At 37.9% G+C, this 19,837-nt stretch carries 16 protein-coding genes; 6 read left to right on the top strand and 10 right to left on the bottom strand.

The genetic code is table 11. The annotated features are described in order from the left end of the window. Together RIB54_RS15660 and RIB54_RS15665 are read left to right on the top strand one after the other, a co-directional pair. Entirely contained in the window at positions 1-435 is a 435-nt protein-coding gene (locus tag RIB54_RS15660) for a DoxX family membrane protein (RefSeq protein ID WP_350101768.1), read from the top strand. Beyond that, positions 435-1,364 carry a DUF6607 family protein gene (locus tag RIB54_RS15665; protein WP_350101770.1) on the top strand — a complete coding sequence of 310 codons (930 nt, stop codon included), beginning with the start codon at positions 435-437 and terminating at the stop codon, positions 1,362-1,364. The genes RIB54_RS15660 and RIB54_RS15665 overlap by 1 nt, the downstream gene beginning before the upstream one ends. A 148-nt stretch (positions 1,365-1,512) precedes the next feature. Here RIB54_RS15665 and RIB54_RS15670 read toward each other — a convergent pair whose 3' ends face one another. The 10 genes from RIB54_RS15670 to RIB54_RS15715 form a co-directional block, all read right to left on the bottom strand. Beyond that, complete coding sequence (locus RIB54_RS15670; protein WP_350071318.1) at positions 1,513-1,989, bottom strand: hypothetical protein; 477 nt, start codon at positions 1,987-1,989, stop codon at positions 1,513-1,515. Positions 1,990-1,991: 2 nt separating this feature from the next. After that, on the bottom strand, positions 1,992-3,167 hold the full coding sequence (locus RIB54_RS15675) for an efflux RND transporter periplasmic adaptor subunit (RefSeq protein ID WP_350101771.1): 1,176 nt from the start codon (positions 3,165-3,167) through the stop codon (positions 1,992-1,994). A gap of 2 nt (positions 3,168-3,169) precedes the next feature. After that, positions 3,170-7,498, bottom strand: a complete 4,329-nt coding sequence (locus tag RIB54_RS15680) for a CusA/CzcA family heavy metal efflux RND transporter (protein ID WP_350101772.1) — start codon at positions 7,496-7,498, stop codon at positions 3,170-3,172. Between the two features lie 75 nt (positions 7,499-7,573). Beyond that, entirely contained in the window at positions 7,574-8,950 is a 1,377-nt protein-coding gene (locus RIB54_RS15685; RefSeq protein WP_350101773.1) for a sensor histidine kinase, read from the bottom strand. Continuing rightward, a complete protein-coding gene (locus RIB54_RS15690; protein ID WP_350069299.1) occupies positions 8,947-9,615 on the bottom strand; it encodes a response regulator transcription factor in 669 nt (222 codons plus the stop codon). The genes RIB54_RS15685 and RIB54_RS15690 overlap by 4 nt, the downstream gene beginning before the upstream one ends. A gap of 240 nt (positions 9,616-9,855) precedes the next feature. Next, on the bottom strand, positions 9,856-11,460 hold the full coding sequence (locus tag RIB54_RS15695; protein ID WP_350101774.1) for an ArnT family glycosyltransferase: 1,605 nt from the start codon (positions 11,458-11,460) through the stop codon (positions 9,856-9,858). Beyond that, entirely contained in the window at positions 11,444-12,424 is a 981-nt protein-coding gene (locus RIB54_RS15700) for an NAD-dependent epimerase/dehydratase family protein (protein ID WP_350101775.1), read from the bottom strand. Before RIB54_RS15700 ends, RIB54_RS15695 begins: the two co-directional genes overlap by 17 nt. Then, a complete protein-coding gene (locus RIB54_RS15705) occupies positions 12,421-13,071 on the bottom strand; it encodes a lipid-A-disaccharide synthase N-terminal domain-containing protein (RefSeq protein ID WP_350101776.1) in 651 nt (216 codons plus the stop codon). Before RIB54_RS15705 ends, RIB54_RS15700 begins: the two co-directional genes overlap by 4 nt. Further along, positions 13,071-13,814, bottom strand: coding sequence for a glycosyltransferase (locus tag RIB54_RS15710; RefSeq protein WP_350069288.1), 744 nt, complete (start codon positions 13,812-13,814; stop codon positions 13,071-13,073). The genes RIB54_RS15705 and RIB54_RS15710 overlap by 1 nt, the downstream gene beginning before the upstream one ends. After that, positions 13,811-14,413 (bottom strand): HD domain-containing protein, encoded by a 603-nt coding sequence (locus RIB54_RS15715; RefSeq protein WP_350101777.1) that lies wholly within the window; start codon positions 14,411-14,413, stop codon positions 13,811-13,813. Before RIB54_RS15715 ends, RIB54_RS15710 begins: the two co-directional genes overlap by 4 nt. 169 nt (positions 14,414-14,582) lie before the next feature. On the opposite strand from RIB54_RS15715, the gene RIB54_RS15720 reads away from it, so the two are divergent. The 4 genes from RIB54_RS15720 (at position 14,583) to RIB54_RS15735 (ending at position 19,818) form a co-directional block, all read left to right on the top strand. After that, positions 14,583-15,146 (top strand): RNA polymerase sigma factor, encoded by a 564-nt coding sequence (locus tag RIB54_RS15720; RefSeq protein ID WP_350101789.1) that lies wholly within the window; start codon positions 14,583-14,585, stop codon positions 15,144-15,146. Further along, a complete protein-coding gene (locus RIB54_RS15725; protein ID WP_350101778.1) occupies positions 15,139-16,503 on the top strand; it encodes a basic helix-loop-helix domain-containing protein in 1,365 nt (454 codons plus the stop codon). The genes RIB54_RS15720 and RIB54_RS15725 overlap by 8 nt, the downstream gene beginning before the upstream one ends. Before the next feature lie 14 nt (positions 16,504-16,517). After that, positions 16,518-17,276, top strand: coding sequence for a phosphatase PAP2 family protein (locus RIB54_RS15730; protein WP_350101779.1), 759 nt, complete (start codon positions 16,518-16,520; stop codon positions 17,274-17,276). Positions 17,277-17,352: 76 nt separating this feature from the next. Next, entirely contained in the window at positions 17,353-19,818 is a 2,466-nt protein-coding gene (locus RIB54_RS15735; RefSeq protein ID WP_350101780.1) for a TonB-dependent receptor, read from the top strand. Positions 19,819-19,837: the final 19 nt, after the last annotated feature.

The raw sequence follows: 19,837 nt of genomic DNA on the forward strand, positions 1-19,837 counted from the left end.
ATGAAAGGTTTACAAATTGCACTGATTGTATTACGAATAGGCCTGGGTGGCCTGTTCGTGTACGCTGGTATTCAAAAGTTTATACCAAAACCACCAAGGCCTCAGACTGAAGCTTCTGTTGAGGTGCCACCACATGTCGCTAAAATTAGAGCATACATTGGTGGATTAAAACAGACAGATTATTTCTGGCCAATGCTTGGTGTTGCTGAGATTGTTGGTGGCATCCTTTTGCTAAGCCAGTTTTTAGCCTTGTTGGGAGCCGTAATATTGCTGCCGGTCACGCTAAATATTTTCCTGTTCCATGCATTTTTAGAGCCTCATGATACGGGCGAACTGATCATGACAGGACTTTACCTACTTGGCAATCTGACCGTTATCGCCTGGTATTACCCAAGACTTAAACCTATTTTCTTAAATTTTAAAACCATATACTAATGAGAACTTTATTACTATTTGCTTTCTGTCTTGCGATAGGTACAGTGCAGGCACAAAAGAAGAAAAAGCAGGACATTGATGCTATCAAAGCGATGTGTGGCTGCTATGAAGTGTCTTTTAATTTTGCCGAAACATTTTCACCAAACAAGGACTACAAATTTCATGACAACTATCGTTCAGGGGGACTGGAGTATGTTTTTCCTATCGAAGAATCAAAGGATAAAATTGTTTTGCAGCATTTGCTTATTGTTGGTGACAATATGATTATCAAGCATTGGAGACAGGACTGGATTTATGAAAATACAGACTTTCATACCTTCTATAAAGACAATACATGGAAGTATGAGAGCAAGTCTGCCGATGAGGTGCAAGGGCAGTGGACACAGAAAGTCTATCAGGTAGATGACGGACCACGTTATGAAGGCTCTTCCAGCTGGGTGCATGTTGATGGCCGCAGCTATTGGGAAAATACTGCTGATGCACCCCTACCCAGAAGGGAATTTAGCAAGCGCAGTGACTACAATGTGATGGTGCGAAGAAACCGTCAGGAAATTACTGCTGATGGTTGGGTGCATGAGCAAGACAATGCCAAGGTATTGCGCGAAACCGATGATACTGTTTTAGCTCATGAAAAGGGTTTTAATGAATACAAAAAGACCGATGCTGGCAAGTGCCAGGCAGCAAAAGACTGGTGGAATGATAAGCAGGCTTACTGGAACGATGTAAGAAAGGTTTGGAACGAACTGTTTGCTCAAAAGAAAACCGTGCAAATAGAAGGTAAAATAGATGATAAAGTGCTTTTTATGAAGTTGTTCACTTTGGAGGAAGAAACTTTGAAAGATGGCTATAATAGTGCTGAATCAATCGCAAAAATTAAGGAGACTATTAATTCCTACCTAAAGGGGGATGTGGCTTTAGCGAGCAACTAAGTCTTAAGAGTTGAAATTAAAACATTTCTTGAGACGGAGTTCTCAAGAAATGTTTTGGTCTATAAACCTAAATAATTTAAAAAAAAATCAGCATTATTTGGCCTACAGGGATAACGATATGCCTATGAACACTTTTTTTTGCAAGGCATCAATCGTCAACTTCTTCTAAAGGAATCGTTTTCGCATCAATTCTTATCTCTGAGTGTCTGATTTCGCCTCCGCTCGTACCGACATATTTGGCTAGAATTCCATCGGCAATAGCCAGGAATAGGCACACTAGCATCAGGTATTTTGAGAGCTTGAGTTTTTTGACTTCCACTACAAAACTAATTAACGACAGGCCTCCCAAAATAAGTGTAAGAGTGAAAAATGACTCGGCATACTCCTCATGTGCATGAATGAGTGTTTCGCTGACGCCTGCTATATTCTCCACCACCTCTTCTGCTCCCTCACCAGTATAAAAAGCCACAATAGAAGTAATAGCACTAAAGATAAAAATTCCCAGTGCTGTAAGTTTAACGTCTTCCTTCTTAAGGATTAGTCCCGTTAAAAGTGTCAGTATTCCAATCAGTAAGCCTACAATAGGCAAATGATTAATTGCTAAGTGAAAATGTGCATCGTTCATAATTATTCTTTTATTAAGTTAAAGGCTCCCTTGACTAGAAACTCTGTGTCTTCTTTAAAATCATAGGCATTCAATATTTCAACTTGACTATTATTGGAAAGTCCTGTTTTAACTTCCTTTTTTATGAAATTATAACTGTCGCCAATACTATCTTGCAGTACTAGTACATAGTATTTTCCATCTATATCTACTATGGCATCTTGAGGTAATGACATTTTAGAGGAAGTAGAGGTATAAATTTCAGCCTCTACATACATGCCTGGGTTAAACATGTCGGCTGGCTTTTCATCAGATAAATGGCCGTGTAACCCAATTGTTCTTTTTTCTGCATCCACGGTTTTGTTTACCAGATAGACAGTAGCCTGTTTGAAATTGCTCTCATCACCTTGAGTCCTGAATTGTATCTGCTGCCCAATTTTGACTTTGGAAAGGTCTTTTTCGAAAATATTTAGTTCTAAATGCAAATGATCTGTATCCACTATAGAAACAGCCAATTCTGAAGGGTTTAAGAACGCTCCTCTTGAAATAGCCACTTCTGTTACGTATCCGCTGATGGGGGACATAACAATAATAGTGGTACGCATATTTTCTAGTGTAAGTGTGTTTGGATTAATATTCATCAGACCTAATTTCTTACTCAAAGACTCAACCTTTACTTTGGTAACAGTATAATCAGATTCAGATTTGAGGTAGTTTTTTTGTGAAGTGACATTATCTTGTGCAAGATTTTTTTGTCTTTCGTAGTCCGATTTTAAGTAAACGAGTTGCCCTTTTGCTTCAAGAAAGTCTTGCTGCATTTGTACATAGTCAGGGTTTTCTAATGTAAAAAGCACCTGACCTTTTTTTACTCTTTCACCTGGCAGTAGCCGTATGTCCTTGACAATACCTCCAAAATAGCAACTTACATAAGCTCGATTTTCTGGCGGCACATCAAACATTCCATTGGCCTTTACCACTTCGTGAAATGATCCCGGCACCATTTTTCCAAATGCCATTTTTGAAGACAGAAATTGGTTTGTGGTAAGATGATAGGCATCTTCAATTATACTTTGTGTTTTACCTTCCACAGATATTTCTGTGTCAGTCTTGGATGAACAAGATGACAATATCAAAAGAGAGGCGGCTATCAGATAGTTGAAAGCTTTATTTTTTATCAGGTTTTTAGTCTTGTTTGCCATTGTTAGTTCATTAAATAGTTAGCTTCTATTACTGTCATATTGTATTGAAAAAGAGTAGAGAGGTAATTCACTTCAATGGACTTGGCGTTGTCCAGTAGCTGAGTATATTGAAGAAAATTGATTTCACCATTTTGAAAGGCCTGCACTGCGTGGAAAAGGGTCTCTTTTGAAAGCTTTTTTCCTGTCGATTCATAGTAGTTTAGCCCTTCTTCATGCTTCCTCAAATCCGATTGTAGCGTCTGGTACTTAGAAAGTAATTGTATCTTATAATTTTCACTTTCAGTAGCTAAAATGAAGGCTTCGGTTTTTGAAGCATTTATTTTGGATTTTTGCGCTCCATACCACAATGGAATACCGACACCTAACTGAAAACCTGAGTAGGACCGTGTTCCGGTACCGTTGTTGGTGCCTTGAAAAACTGAAATATTAAGGTCAGGCAGTAATTTTTGTTTTTCTAACACCAGAGCTCTATCAGAAAGGCTTATTGCATCTGAATAGTAGAGAAGTGTAGGATGTGCAAGTGTATCAAGTGGTGTTAATGCAATGCGGTTAAGGATTCTGTCCTTCACCAAATAGCTCGAATCAGATTGAAGCCATTGATTGAGATGGATATGGGATTTTTGAATACTTTCCCTTATTTGATGTAGCTGGAGAGAAACTTCTTTCTTTTTGGTTTCTGCTGTCAATTTTTCCAAATAATTGGATTCACCTTGCTCAAACCTTCTATAAGCGGCATGTGCAAAAACAGCGTATAAACTGTCCAGATAATTATAATTGTCCAGCATTTGCCTCCAATAGACAACTTGATAATAGGCCTTTGATACTTCTTTGGCTACCATGTACTTGTCAATGGCAAACTGATCTTTCACTAATTGGGATTTGCCTTCCATTACTTTTCTTTGGGCGCCATATACAGTAGGAAATTGGAGCGACTGGTTAATTCCCCAAACGTTGAGCGGGAGGTTGTTAGGAGCAATGTTATTATTGTCTTTATTGTAATAAAGTTCTGTCTTGTTGATGTCAATGGAACTTCCTATGAGTTGTTTGCTTTGATCAACTTTTTGGGCTGATGCCTTTAAGCCCAGATTATTTTTCAAAGCAATCTCTACAGCCTGATCTACGTTGATTTTTTGATCTTGACCATGTGCAAGAATAGGCAATGTAATGAGTATCAAAATTGGTAGCGTGCTGACTGGAATTTTAATTTTGGGATAGTGCCCTTTTCTGTCAAAAAGTGCGTAGAGAACAGGTAAAACTATGAGAGTAAGTGCCGTAGCTGAAATTAAACCACCCACCACCACGGTGGCCAAAGGCCTTTGAACTTCTGCTCCAGCCGAAGTTGAAATGGCCATCGGTAAGAAGCCCAGCGCAGCAGCGGCAGCAGTGAGCAATACAGGCCTTAATCTGTTTTTTGTTCCCATTAAAATACGATTGTTAATGTCGTGAACACCTTTTGCCTTGAGTTCTTTGAATTCTTCTATTAGCACAATGCCATTTAATACAGCAATACCGAAAAGGGCAATAAACCCTACGCCAGCAGAAATACTGAAGGGTAAATCACGGATGTATAAAAGCATGACCCCACCAACAGCCGACATGGGGATGGCACTGTAAATGATCAACGCTTCTTTTACAGAATTGAAGGCAAAGTAAAGGAGGATAAATATGAGTATGAGCGCAATAGGTACAGCAACCATAAGCCTCTCCCTTGCTGTTCTGAGGTTCTCAAATTGGCCACCATATTCTATAGTATAACCTGCCGGGAGTTTGATTTCCTGGTCTATAATTTCCTGGACATCTTTTACTACGGATTCCAAATCCCTTTTTCGTACGTTTACTCCAACAACAATTCTTCTCTTGGTGTTGTCTCTTGATATCTTTGCTGGCCCTTTGGTGTAGGAAATAGTGGCAAATTCACTCAAAGGGAGTTGATTACCATTAGGAAGTTGAATGGTGGCAGTGGCTATATCCTGAAGGTCCTGATGGTGGGCTTTATCAAATCTAACCACCAGATCAAATTGCTTTTCACCTTCAAAGACTGTTCCGGTTGGTTTTCCTGCAAAACCCATAGTGATGATATTGTTCAGGTCTTCTACATTTAATCCATATTTGGCAATTTTCTGTCGGTCATATTTTACAGACATTTGAGGAAGTCCTGCTACTTTTTCAACGGTGATGTCCGCAGCACCTTCAATATTTTGAATGACTCTTTCGACTTCCAAAGCAGTTTTATGAAGGATGTCTAAGTCCTCTCCAAAAATCTTGATTGCTAAATCGGCACGTACACCCGTAATTAGTTCATTGAAGCGCATTTCTATTGGTTGGGTAAACTCAAAATCCACCCCCGGAATTTCTGCCAATGCTTCTTTAAATTTATCAGCCAGCTCATCTTTGCTTTCAGCGGAAACCCATTCTTTCTTAGGCTTTAATTTGATGATTACATCACTCTCTTCCATAGACATGGGGTCGGTTGGCACCTCAGCCGCACCTATTCTGCTTACCACTTGTTCTACTTCTGGGAATTTCTTGAGGATTTGTTCAATCCTGGTAGTGGCCATGACCGTATTGCTCAAAGATGTTCCTGTTTTCAATACAGGTTGGATCACAAAATCACCTTCATCAAGTGTAGGCACAAATTCACCGCCCATTTGGGTAAAGAGAAGAGCAACTGAAAGCAGTAGTGTTACGGCCAGGCTTATAACGGTTTTTTTACTTCTTAAAGCCCATGTCATGGTGGGGGTATATTTATTTTCCAAGAATGTAATAAGGCGTGAAGAGATCGTTTTTTTGTTTGGGTCTGATGGTTTTATAAATAAAGACGCCATTACGGGTACATAGGTGAAGCATAAGATCATGGCTCCAATCAATGCGAAGGTAAATACCAAGGCCATCGGTCTGAACATCTTACCTTCAACACCTACTAATGATAAAATTGGAATGAAAACAATGATGATAATGAGCTGTCCGAAGACAGCAGAATGCATCATTTTGCTTGCACCTAAGTGTGTTATATTATCAATGAAGTTTTGCTTCTCAGCTTTTGGTAATGCCAACAGTTGAGTACGTTCTGCGGTGATTTTAAAAGCAATAAACTCAACTATGATCACAGCTCCGTCAATAATAATCCCAAAGTCAATGGCACCCAGGCTCATCAAATTTGCATCTACACCAAAAATGTACATCAGCGATAGGGCAAAAAGCAGGCACAATGGAATTACTGAGGCAACCACCAAGCCTGAGCGAATATTGCCAAGCAGCAATACCACAACGAAAATTACAATTAAGCACCCGAGTATCAGGTTCTCTACAATAGTAAAAGTGGTCTTGTCAATAAGTTCGCTGCGCTCCAAAAAGGGATTGATACTTATGCCTGGAGGAAGACTAGGGGAGATTTGTGCCACCCTTGCTTTGACAGCATCTATCACAGCCTTGGAGTTTGCCCCCTTCAACATCATCACCTGACCCAAAACCTTTTCGCCTTCACCATTTCCTGTTATAGCACCAAAGCGTGTGGCATGCCCAAAACCAACGGTAGCAACATCTTTAATAAATATGGGTGTTCCGTTTCTGTTTTCTATTACAATGTTTTCAATATCCTCCAATGAACCCACCAGTCCTTCGCCCCTTATAAAATAGGTCTGATTTGTTTTTTCAATGTATCCACCACCTGCTATACTATTATTTTTCTCTAGTGCCGAAAATGTTTGAGGAACGGATATATTAAGACTTCTTAATTTTTCTGGATTTATTGCTACTTCATATTGTTTAAGATAGCCGCCCCAGGTGTTTACTTCTACTACACCTGGAATACCAGAAAGCTGACGTTTTACAACCCAGTCTTGTATGGTGCGCACATCCATCAATGAATAGTCATTGCGATGCGCTGAATCAACTTCTATAACATATTGATAAATTTCCCCTAGGCCAGTTGTGATAGGCCCCATGAACGGTTTCCCAAACCCAGCCGGGATTTTTTCTTCGGCAGTCTTTATTTTTTCTGCAATGAGCTGCCTGGGTAGGTATGTACCAATCTTATCATCAAAAACCACAGTAACTACCGAAAGCCCAAATTTAGAAATGGAGCGTATTTCTTTTACATTAGGTAAGTTGGCCATTTCCAGTTCTACAGGATAGGTCAGAAATTTCTCAACATCTTCTGTGGCCAGGTTTCTGGAGGTGGTAATGATCTGTACCTGATTGTTGGTAACATCAGGAACCGCCCCAATCGGAATATGGGAAAGTGAGTATAGTCCAAAACCTATGATACTAGCTGAAAATAGTAGTACAATCAACTTGTGGTGAATACTGTACTGTATGATTTTGTCTAACATTGATGAGGTATATTTTTAATGACTCATCAAATATAGAAGGGGTATGCTAAGGCTTTTCTCAAGCCATTCTTAAGATTAGCTTAAAAAAGCAACGGTAACTTTAGTTCCTTCACCGTAAGTGCTTTCAATGGTTAATTGGGCATGAATAGCATCTGCACATTTTTTCGCTATTGACAGCCCTAAGCCATTGCCGGTAATGTGTTTGTGGCTCAAAGCATCAGATCTATAAAAACTATCATAAATATGAGCTAAATCTGCTTCTTTAATTCCTATTCCTTCATCTTTAATGGTACAGATAATTTGATTATCATACATTCCTGTAACAATACTTATCTTTCCATTCTGGTTAGAATACTTAATTGCATTACTTATTACATTGTCAATTATTATATTGCTGTAATAGTGAGGTACAAGAGCTTTCTCAGTTTGATCAAACTCAACATTTACCTTGAGTTTTTTGTAGTCAATTTGAGTTTTAAAATGTGATATAGATTCATCAATAAGCTCAGAAAGAGGACTTGTGACTGCACCATTCTCACCAGGCGAAGTTTCCAAACGGGCAAGTAGAAGCAGCTGTTCCAAAATTTCAGTCATTCTTTCAATTTCCTTTAAACTATAATTGATTTTTTCCTCATACTCTTGCTGGGTTCTTGGTTTTCTAATGAGCACTTCCAGGGTGCCTCTAAGGGCCGCAAGGGGTGTCCTTAGTTCATGAGAGGCATCAGAGGTAAACTGTCTTTCCCGTTCCATGGCCTTTTCTATACGTTGAAGAAGGGCATTGAAGCTTGATGACAGATCGTATATCTCGTCCTGATTTTGTGGCAGGCTTACACGTTCTTTCAGATTGTTTTTGGTAATTCTGGTTATTGTATTGGTTATTCCTTGAACAGGAATAATGCTTCTGCCGGCCAGAAATCGTGATACGAAGTACAACCCAATTAAGACAATGAAATAGGATATCAAGAGGACATTCCTAAGTTTTAAAATTATTGAAAAAGCAGACTCTGATGACATCGCAGCGAGGATGTATCCTTTGATTTTTCCGTTCCGTTCTATCGGCATTTGTGCCTGCCTTATGGCCCTGTCATTTAACTTGGTGTCAAAATGGCCACCAAATTCTGAAGCTTTAAAAGGCAATTGATCAAGTTTTAAGTTGGGGGACTTATCCATTAATTTGCCTTGCTTATCAATCAGCTGAATAAATACTGGGTTTACCTGTATTTCCCGATGTTCGCGTTCTTCCCATTCTGCTTTATTCATAAACAGGATGCTATCTCCAATCAACTGAATCTCTCCAGTATGTTTTTTTGCTTCATATGAAAGATCATTATCAAGGTTTTGCCATACCGTTTCTTTTACGGTAAAGAAAATGGCGCCAAATACAACGGCCATAATAATGGCTGTTGCCATCATATAGTAAAAGGCGATTCTATTTCTAAAACTCAGGTTCATATTTCTTTAGCGATATATCCGACTCCCCGAATGGTTTGGATATAGTTTTCTCCTTCCGATAGTTGAAGCTTTTTCCTCAAGGCATTGATATAAACATCAATTACACTTGTGTTATAGTCAAAATGAATGTCCCATACACTTTCGATTATTCGGGTTCTTCTACATACTTTGCCTTTATTACGGATCAGGTACTCGAGTAATGCAAATTCTTTTTGAGTCAAGTTAACTTCCTGATCTCCTTTAAGAACCTGATGTGTTTCCGTATTGAGGGTAATATTTCCTAAAGTGAACAATGAATGGCCACCGGATTTTGGACGCAGCTGCACTTTGATTCTTTCTAATAGTTCTTCAAAATGAAAGGGTTTTTTAATGTAGTCATTTGCCCCTGATTGCAAACCAAAAATTGTTTCATCAAGGGTGTCTTTTGCAGTTAAAAAAATGATTGGAGTGTCAGGATACACTTTTCTGTATTGCTTGCAAATCTCAATGCCACTCATTCCAGGTAGCATCCAATCTAAAAGTAATAAGTCGTACTCACCAGACAATGCCAGTTGCAGGCCTTTTTTGCCCTCATCTGCCACATCCACAGCAAAGGCCTCTTCCTCTAAGCCCTGTTTAAGGAATGCTGCAATACCTGGTTCATCTTCTACTACAAGTACTCTCATTATTCAAATATTGGGCATTGTCAATAAAACTTCCATTAAAGTATTCTTAAAATTGGCTTAAAATCCTGCGATGACTTGATAAAATCAAGACTCGTCATCCTACCCATATGTCAATTTGATGATTGTTAATTGACATTTTAAATTTACTACTTTGATACCTCTCCAAAGACAAATTATCTGCTTTTGTGGATCAAGATAAAAGAACTGGGACAACAGGAGGCTGGAAAGTGCTATAACCAACTATTTGTGATATTGTAAATGAGGAATTTCGACCTTCACCAGATAGAAATAAAGCAGATTTTTGTCATTTTTCTTATCAAATGCTATTGAATCCATAAGTTGAAATGTACTAACCTTTGTAGTGATTTCATTTTCATCCATGTGATAGTAAGAGGCAATAACAAATTCTTTATTTCGAGGGTTTAGAATTGCGCCTTTTTCAATTTTAAGGGTATCTACTGTTTTACCGATGGCCAATATTTCTTTAGGATTGAGGTTTGTGGCATAAAAGTCCTTAGTATAAAATGACTTTTCCCTTACTGTTGCCAGATTATCATAATGTTGATTGGTTACTGGCTCCAATTTTTGAAGCCCAAAAATAGTAACAGCACTCATTAGTGCAATTGTCCAGACCATCATATGGGCTATTTTTAGAGATTTAAAAGCAAAGAACAAACCCACAGCTGTACTCCAAAAAATTATAAAGGTGATAATGGAAACATGGGGCTGGCTGGTTGTAAAATAGTCTGTGAATGGAAATAGCAGGCTGATTATTAAAAGCAATAAAATGTTTACTCTAATCAGTCTTTTGTCCGACATTGATAAATTATTGTTAAGTTGACTTTGACGTAAATAATAGATTAAATAGCCAATTAAACAGGAGAGGGGAATAATCACTGGCAACAAATACCTTTCTTTCTTTTCACCAGGTATAGAAAGTAAAACCACCATAATAACTAACCACCAAAGGAGAAATTTATATTCCTTTAGGGATATCCTTGATTTCATAAATGAATATGCCAAACTAGCCAAGGCGAACAATGACCAAATTCCCACATGCGACCAAAACCCCCAGTACTGATAAAATGGTTTTACATGCCGCTCAGTCCAGGCTGTACTTTCTGCGTTAACTATTTTTAACAACAAATCTTTATTGGTAATCAATTGATAGAAAGGCCAGGAAAAACCAACTACTAAGAAGACCACAGTCATTATTAAAATGCCCCTCCATTGGGCTTTTGGGCTTTTCTTTTCAATGAATAAAAACCAGCTGACCAGAAAAGGCAGTAGGATTACATAAAATGATACTGGCCCCTTGCTCATAAATGATAAACCCATGAAGATTCCGGCCATTAAATATGACCATAGATTACCCTTATTATTTTGCCAGTTGCTTATTAAAAAGGCTATGGCTACAGCCATTAATGAATGACAATAAATATCCCAGGTAGCCTGACGACTCATCAAAATTAGATAATAACTGGAAGCAGCAACCAAGGAAGAATAATAACCCACATTCTCATCTCCTGAAATTGATTTAGCGATAAAGAAAATTGCAAGAACCATCAAAAAACCCATAATTGCCGCAGGTATTCTGTGCGCTGCCAAATTATCAACAGGAAAGAACTTGGCTATTGCCGCATTGACCCAGGTAGGTAGGGGTGGTTTGGCCAATCTTGGGTAGCCGTTCATGGTGGGGTTAAGCCAGTTGTCTGTTGCCGCCATTTCCCTTGCGGTAATCAGATTTCTGGCTTCCATTATGTCAGGGCTCAGATATTGATTATTAACACCGAAATTTATTACACAGACTAAGGCAACAACCAGTAATTTATATTTTAACTGCATGCGCTAAACTTTTATTTAATTGCCAGCCAATAAACTTAGTCAGCCCCTCTTGAATACTTACTTTGGGGAGATAACCAATAAGTGCGGTAGCTTTAGTGATATTTGCGCAAGTCAATTCAACATCCCCGGCCTGTTTTGGTAACAGGTTATATAAAATATCTTTATTTAAAATTTGGCCGATAGTTGTAACAAGATTATTCAAGCTGATAGGGTTGTTATTTCCTATATTGAGAGTTTCAAATATGTTCTCGTTACTCATAATAAAGTCCATTGATAGTAAAATCCCATTTACTATGTCGCTTATATAAGTATAATCCCTCATGGTGGAGCCATCTCCGTAAAAAGGTATTGGCAATTCTTCATTGATAAGACGAACAAATTTATTAATGGCCAAATCAGGCCTTTGTCGTGGGCCGTAAACGGTAAAAAACCTCAAATTGACAAAATCAATATGGTATAATGAATGATAGGTATGATTCATCAACTCGCAGGATCTTTTGGTAAAAGCATAAGGGGAAATGGGTTTGTTGTCATTAATATCTTCTGCAAAGGGAGGTGTGCCATTGCCGTATACAGAGGAAGATGAAGCAAATACCATTTTGTTGACCTTTCGGTCTTTCATGTAATTCAGCAAGTTTAAGGTGCCTGTGATGTTGTTGTCAATATAGGCCTGAGGGGATTCTATAGATGGTCTTACTCCGGCTTTGCCAGCTAAATGAATAACACAATCGATATCAAAAGCTGACAAGGTTTTGCCTAAGTCATCTTTAACAAGGTCAATTTCGTAAAAATGAAAGTTTGCTGAATCCTTGATGGTCAGTAAATTATCTTCCTTGATGCTTCTGTCATAGAAAGGATCAAAATTATCAACGCCTACTACCGAATGGCCTGCCTTTATGAGTCGTTCGGTTACATGTGAGCCAATGAACCCTGCACATCCGGTAACTAAAATTGTATTTTTCATAATGGTTTTGCCTCCATTTTGATTTTTTTAGCTTGCAGTCCAATTTGTATATTTCTAGCGTAAGCAATTATGCCAAATGCCTGACCTAAAATAAGTATGGGGTCATACCTGAAAAATCCGTATGAAACTATGAGTAGTGAGCCGACCATGCTTATGATCCAAAAACCAAGAGGCAAGACCGACTTTTTCAGTTTTTCTGAGAAGTACCATTGATACACAAACCTAAGTGCGAAGACTATTTGGCCCAGGGCTCCCCATATGAGCAAAACATTGGAAATGGAAGGGTTGCCAATAACATCATTCCAGCTATGCTCCGTTGAACCGGCCAACCATAAAATGGTAGCGATTGGAAAAAGTAAAACAATAACCTTAAAATAAGGTGGAATCAATTTCCAGGCACCTTTGTATTGGAGGTTTCTGATGTAAATGAAATATGAAATCACCTGGCCGAAAATGATGATAGGGTCATCTCTTAAGATTCCATAAGCAATTAACAAAAAGGAGGCAACAAGGCTTAGTTGCCAAAATATGGTAGGAGAGAGTACCCTTCCTGATTGTTCTGACCTTATCCATTGTATTATTAGTCTTGCGCTAAATAAGAGTTGGGCCGCTAGTCCGACAGCATATATCCAATATGATTCGCTCATTAAGCTACTTTTTCTTTTTTGAAACTGGTTTTCATCTCTGCGGTCAGAATGGTATAATTGATATATCTTTTACGCATCCAAACAAAGGCCAGTGTGTCTAAAAACGGACCTGTAAGCCTGTTCCAGAGATGGTACTTGGCAGTACCAGCATACCTTTCAAAATGCTTTACTTCTAACTGTTTTACACTTTTGTTCTGCAATTGAACCAATGCAGGCATGAACCGATGCATACCTTTGAAGAAAGGTATGGACTTGGCAACATCGGTTTTCATCAGCTTAAGGGGACAGCAAGTATCTTCAATGCCATCTTTAATCATGTAGCGTCTGAAAGTATTGGCTATCAATGAAGATATTTTCTTGATATAGCTGTCTTTCCTCTTCCTTCTTATCCCATTGATCATATCATAATCAGGCATAAAAGGATAATAATTAATGAGGTCTAGAGGTGTCGTTTGCATGTCGGCATCCATGTATGCAATCCAAGGCGTTTCACTAATATCAATGCCTGCCTTTATAGCAGTGCTTAAGCCACAATTTTTATCCAACGAAATGGAAGTATAATTAGCATCATACCTGATAATGTTTTGTATTATTTCGCAACTGCGGTCTGTGGAGCCATCATTTACAAAAAGGACAGTGACTGAAAGCGTAGACTTTTCAATAAATTCGTCTACGGTTTCCTTTAGTTTTTCCAATGACTCTTCTTCATTGAATACCGGAACTATCAGCGTTATATCTTTCATTTCACAATTTGGTTAAGCCTTATCAGGTTCTCTTTGATATGTTTCTGTTTCAAAGGTTCAAGTACTGATTTGGCAAATGGTGTAAAGTATTCATGCGACATTAAAAAGCGGGCATTGTTTTTCAGCCAGTCAAAATTTGAATTACCGCAAATTCCCATGGCCACGAATTCCTGTTTCAGTTGTGTGTTTCTATGCCAGTAGTCTGCTTGAGAAAGGTGGTAGAGATCAGCATCACATATTACTTCTTCAAGTAATGAAGTGGGTGACTGCGGCAGTTTGGTTGCCTTTATGCAGCCTATGACTTTTTCGATTTCGGTAGTATTAACACCCCAGCTTTGCAATGCCTTTTCGGCCAAATCTGCGCTAGCGGTTTCATGGTCCTTTGTACTTTTCAACATGCCGGCATCATGAAACCATGCAGCTACTTTAACAATGTTTATCTCGCTGGACTTAAGGCCAAGCTCTTGACCTATCAATTCGGCAGCATATACCACTGTAGTGGTGTGCCCCAGGTTGTGAAAATATAGTTTTGCTGCAATCCTATCATGAAACAGGTCTGTGATATACTTTTTAGATAGTTCGCAAATCGATTCTTGCATCTTATAAGCTTATATTTGATTAAAATAAAGTAGGATGTTAATCATTACAATCTGAACCGAGACGTTCGAATACTGATAAATGGTTGGTTTAAAAAAATAAATATTTCTCCGACCAACCATTTTTTGTTTTGTCACGTCATCGTAAGATAACTCTTTAAAATATTGAGCCATTAAAAGCGAACAAGAGCTAGAGGAACTATTAAAGTCCTGTAGAAAGGGACTACGTAGCAGCCAGGATCAGTTGTACAAACTGTATTTTGGATATGCCATGGGTATCTGTTTGCGGTATTCAAACCACAGGGAAGAGGCTGTGGAAATCGTTAATGATGGTTTTATGAAGGTTTTTAACAATTTGGATAAATATACATTTGGCAAATCATTTAAGGGGTGGATGAGAAGGATAATGGTTAATGCCTCAATAGATTATTATAGAAAGAACGAGAAGCATTACCACTCTCTTGATATTGCTTATGCAAACTATCAGGAGACAGAAGAAACGGCACTTGAAATGCTTTCAGCCCAGGAGATAATAGATGCTATTCAAAAACTGCCGTCCAGTTATAGGGTTGTTTTCAACCTTTTTGCCATTGAAGGTTATAAGCATGAGGAGATAGCTGCCGAACTAAAAATAAGTGTAGGAACATCAAAGTCTAATTTATCTATAGCCAGGGATAAGTTAAGAAAGATATTGAACCAGAATCAACAACAGTTAATTCCGAAAACAAATGGATGACAGCAGGTTTGATGATATTATAAAGAATCAGGTCGATGAGTTTGATCAGGTGGAATTTGACCCCTCTGCCCTTGCTGGTTTGCATTATAAAATGGACTCCAGTATTAGACCATCTTTCTATAACAGATATAGAAACGAAATACTGGTGGCGGCTGCTACAACAGTTATCGCTGTCCTGATCTTATTTGGAATAAACCATTCCGGAAACAATGTGGCCCTGCTTCAACAACAAATTGCAGATCTTAAAAATCAAAATGAAAAGTTTGGGGAGCTTGGAAACCTGCTTCAAGAATCTAAAAATCAGCAAATTGTTCCTGCCGATACTATAAGAATTATAGAATACCGAAATAGCAACGACCTTTATTATAATCGGCTGGTAAGTGAGATAGATCAGTTGAGGCGTCAATTAAATGAGGGTCAAAACCAATCCCGCCTGATGAGTGATACTTTTAGAAGGGACCTGGTTTATTTGGGAAGGGAAGATCAGGTTTCTGATGATATACTCAGGGAATTAGAAAATGGACAAATTGTGCAAAATGGCGATTACTTGTTTCTTGTAGTGGATGACCTTGTTGTTGCTGAACAAAATCCTTATTTGGTTAAGAGAAAAGGCCTTACTCATGAATATCGATTACCAGAGTATTTCTTCATCTGGGATAGTACTGCTACAGACGATCAATTGGCCAATGTGGAGCCAGTACCAGTGCAGATATCTATTAAAAAACTAAAGGAACTTGAACGACATTATAAAAAAGGTTTAGGTATTGATATTGGCCCATCTGTTAGTTTACAAAAAGGACTTTACAGCTCTAATGCGTCATTCAATGTTTTTGGAGGTGGTATTGTTGCAGACTTTATTATGTCACCTACTTTGAGTATTGAATCGGGACTCACCTTTAACACAACACACTATGACGTAGAAATGGAGGATCTTCAATCACTTAGTCTGCCAACATCTGATCCTATTTATGGTGCTGTTGAGAACGCAGAAATTACTGCATGGTTTATGGAAATTCTATCATCGCTTAAATACAGACAAAGAATAAGTCAAAAGAATCACTTAGTGTATGGAGCTGGTGCATCGGCATTTTGGTATACCAAACAGGCCATTGAATTTGGTCATTTGTTTGAGACTAATACTATCACAGTTCCGGTTGAATCATCCTACAGAATAAGAAAGCCGGAATTGTATTTCGGAACATTCAATCTTTCATTAGGGCTGAGTGCGGCACTTAAAAATGGAAAACGTCTTGAAACTTCATTAGTGCATAAAACTAATCTTGGCAAGTTGGGCTCGGAGCAAGTTGCATCGAATTTTATTGGAGTAAAGGCATCTTATTTATTTAAAGCTAGATAAAAAATCACTTGTTTATGAAAAGGACTATTGCTGGCATATTCTTTATGCTTAACGTAACAGGTATTTCCATATGTTGTTCTCAAAGTAAAATTTCAGGAGGGGATTCAATTACCATTCATAAAAATTTTGAAAAAAAGCAGAATTTAAGGAAAGCAACTAAACTGCCCTTTTACTTGATTTCTGCAGGATTGCTTTCGTATATAGACTCTGATATCATTGGGAGAGAGGAGATTGCAGAAGAAAGGAATGAAAGTATTCCCGATTTTCACACTAGCACAGACGATTATCTTCAGTACGCACCAATAGCACTGGCATATGGTCTGGATCTATTCGGAGTAGAAGCACGTCATGACCTTAAAACCAGAACTAAGCTTTTAATAAAGTCAGAACTGCTAATGATGTTGGCAGTAGTACCTTTGAAACAGATCACGCATCAGCTTCGTCCGGATGGCAGCAATTATTCATCATTTCCATCAGGCCATACGGCACAGGCTTTTGTTGCTGCCACTTTTATGCATAAGGAATATGGACACTTAAGCCCATGGTATAGTATTGGAGCTTACACAATAGCATCTTCGGTAGGAATTTTAAGAGTACTCAATAACAGACACTTTTCGTCAGATGTGTTAGTAGGAGCGGGCTTAGGTATTTTAGCTACAAATTTTGTTTATCTATCTCACAAAGTAAAAAATAAAAAGAAATACCATCTAATTATGAGCCCCATTTATAACGATAGGAATATTGGTTTGGCTGTAACAATGAGGTTTAATTAACCATTAAACAAAATAAAATTACAAGCGTTATGCAAAGAATGTAATTTAGAACATACTTAAAAAGAGACATTTTTTTATGATATTTATAATAGGTAGAAGACTGACAGTCGGGAATATTTTTTCATATTTTTTAAAGCCAATAGTAGTACTTTGTTTTATTACTTCATTTAGTTCATTAACTCTTTTTGGACAAGTAAAGGAAGCTAGTATTTCGGGTACTATTAGGGAAAAAGTTTCTAACGAGAGCTTATCTTTTGTAACTGTAGCCATTCGGACTACTACTGATTCTACTCTTATAGGTGGAACAATTACAAACGAAAGAGGCCTGTTTACAGTAGATAAAGTTAAGCCTGGTGACTATTTAATTGAAGTATCATTTATTGGTTATAAAAAGTATCTAAGTACTTTGTATGTAGGTTCAAATTCGGAATATCTTGATTTAGGCGTTATAACATTGGAAGAAGATGTACAGCAACTTGATGAAGTTGTGGTTACGGGACAACGCGATGCAGTAACTGGTGCAATGGATAAGAAGACCTACAGTGTTGATGATAATGTTAGCCAAAGTGGAGGGAGTGTTTTACAAGCTATGAATAATCTTCCTGGTGTTACTACTCAGGATGGTCAGGTACAACTAAGGGGCAATAGTCAGGTAGTGGTTCTGATTGACGGAAAACAAACAGCCATCACAGGATTTGGTAGCCAAAATGGTTTAGATAATCTACCAGCCTCTGCCATAGATGAAATTCAGATCATTAATAATCCGTCAGCGAAATATGATGCTAATGGCAATGCAGGAATCATCAACATTGTCTTAAAAAAAGAAGAACAAAAAGGGTTTAATGGTAAAGTTGGCCTATCAACTGGATTGGGCGCTTTATGGGTTCGAAAAGATAATCTTCCGGGTATTCGTCCACAATATCAAGCTACACCAAAGATTAACCCTTCTATAGCATTGAATTACAGAAAAAAGAAAGTTAACCTGTTCTTGCAAGCAGATAATCTTTATACAGAAACATTGAATAGAAATGAATTTGTAACCAGAACCTATGATGACGGTACTGTAATTGACCAGCAATTGAAGCGTAATAGGGATACCAATTTTTTTACTTCAAAAGTAGGAATGGACTGGTTTATCAATGATCAAAATTCCCTAACGATTTCTGGATTTTTTAGTCAGGAGTCTATCAAAGATTATGGTGACCAACCTTTTTTCAGTAGAAATACAGGAGAAAACCTTAGACTTTGGCAGTTTCTGGAAGATGAAGTATTGACTGCTGCAATGGCCTCTGTAGCTTATGAACATAAATTTGAGCAGCCCGGCCATAAACTCAATGTGGGTTTTAATTACACGTTTGATAGAGAAGATGAGAAGTATTTTTTCACCAATACCCGACCTTCAGTAACTACGGAAGAATCATTCTTTCTTATAGCTGACCAAAAAGTAGCCGATTTTACGCTTGATTATACAAAACCCATGAAACACGGGCTTTTGGAGGCAGGAATCAAGTTTCGCAGAAGAGCCATTCCAACTGATATGCAATTTAATCCTTCAACAACTAACTCTGTGCTGGACACAGGTGCTGATGGTTTAGCAACCTATAAAGAAACCATCCCGGCACTTTATGGAAATTACACTTACGAAGTCAAAAAGCTTGAAGCAGAAATAGGGATGAGGTTAGAATATGTTGATTTACAGTATGATGTTGATCCGAATCATAATACCTACCAAAGTGATGGTTATGATTATTTACAGCCTTTTCCGAATGCTCGTTTAACTTACAAACTAAATGATAGAAACCAATTATCGGCATTTTATAACCGTAGGGTTGACAGGCCTGATGAAGTGGATATCCGTATTTTTCCAAAATATGATGATGCAGAGATTATTAAAGTGGGTAACCCAGCTTTGCAACCACAATTTACCAACAGCTTTGAACTTGGTTTTAAGAATGGTTGGAACAATGGTTATTTTTATGGTGCAGGATATCATCGTATTTCAGAAGGAACCATAACTCGTGCGGCCACAACAGTAGGCACGTCAAACTTGATTTATAATATTTCTCAGAATGCTGGAAACAGCTATAACACCGGGTTTGAAGTTGTTATTAGTCAGGAAATTTCGGATAAGGTAAATATGAATTTAAACCTTAATGGTTATTACAATCAGATTGATGCATTCACGGTTGTGAATCAATATCCAATTGAAAACACTTTTACAGCTGTTCAACAGGATGTGTATTCTGGAAATATAAAACTCAATGCGAACTTTAAGTTTAGTAAAAGTACTGAGGCTCAGTTGACTGCCATTTATTTAGCTCCTGATATCATACCTCAAGGAACCATTGATTCACGTTTTTCTATTGATTTTGGAGTAAAGAAATCTATTCAAAATGGTAAGGGAGAGCTGTTTTTGAATGCAAACGACCTTTTGAATACAATGGTGATAAGAAAAGAATTTAAAGGCAATAACTTCTCATATACCAGTACAAATTACTACGAAACTCAGGTTATGAGGCTTGGGTACAGCTATAAATTTTAAGGGTATATATAATATTATA

Origin of the sequence: Fulvivirga sp. (assembly GCF_040218215.1) — a bacterium.
In the GTDB taxonomy this organism is placed as follows: Bacteria; Bacteroidota; Bacteroidia; order Cytophagales; family Cyclobacteriaceae; genus Fulvivirga.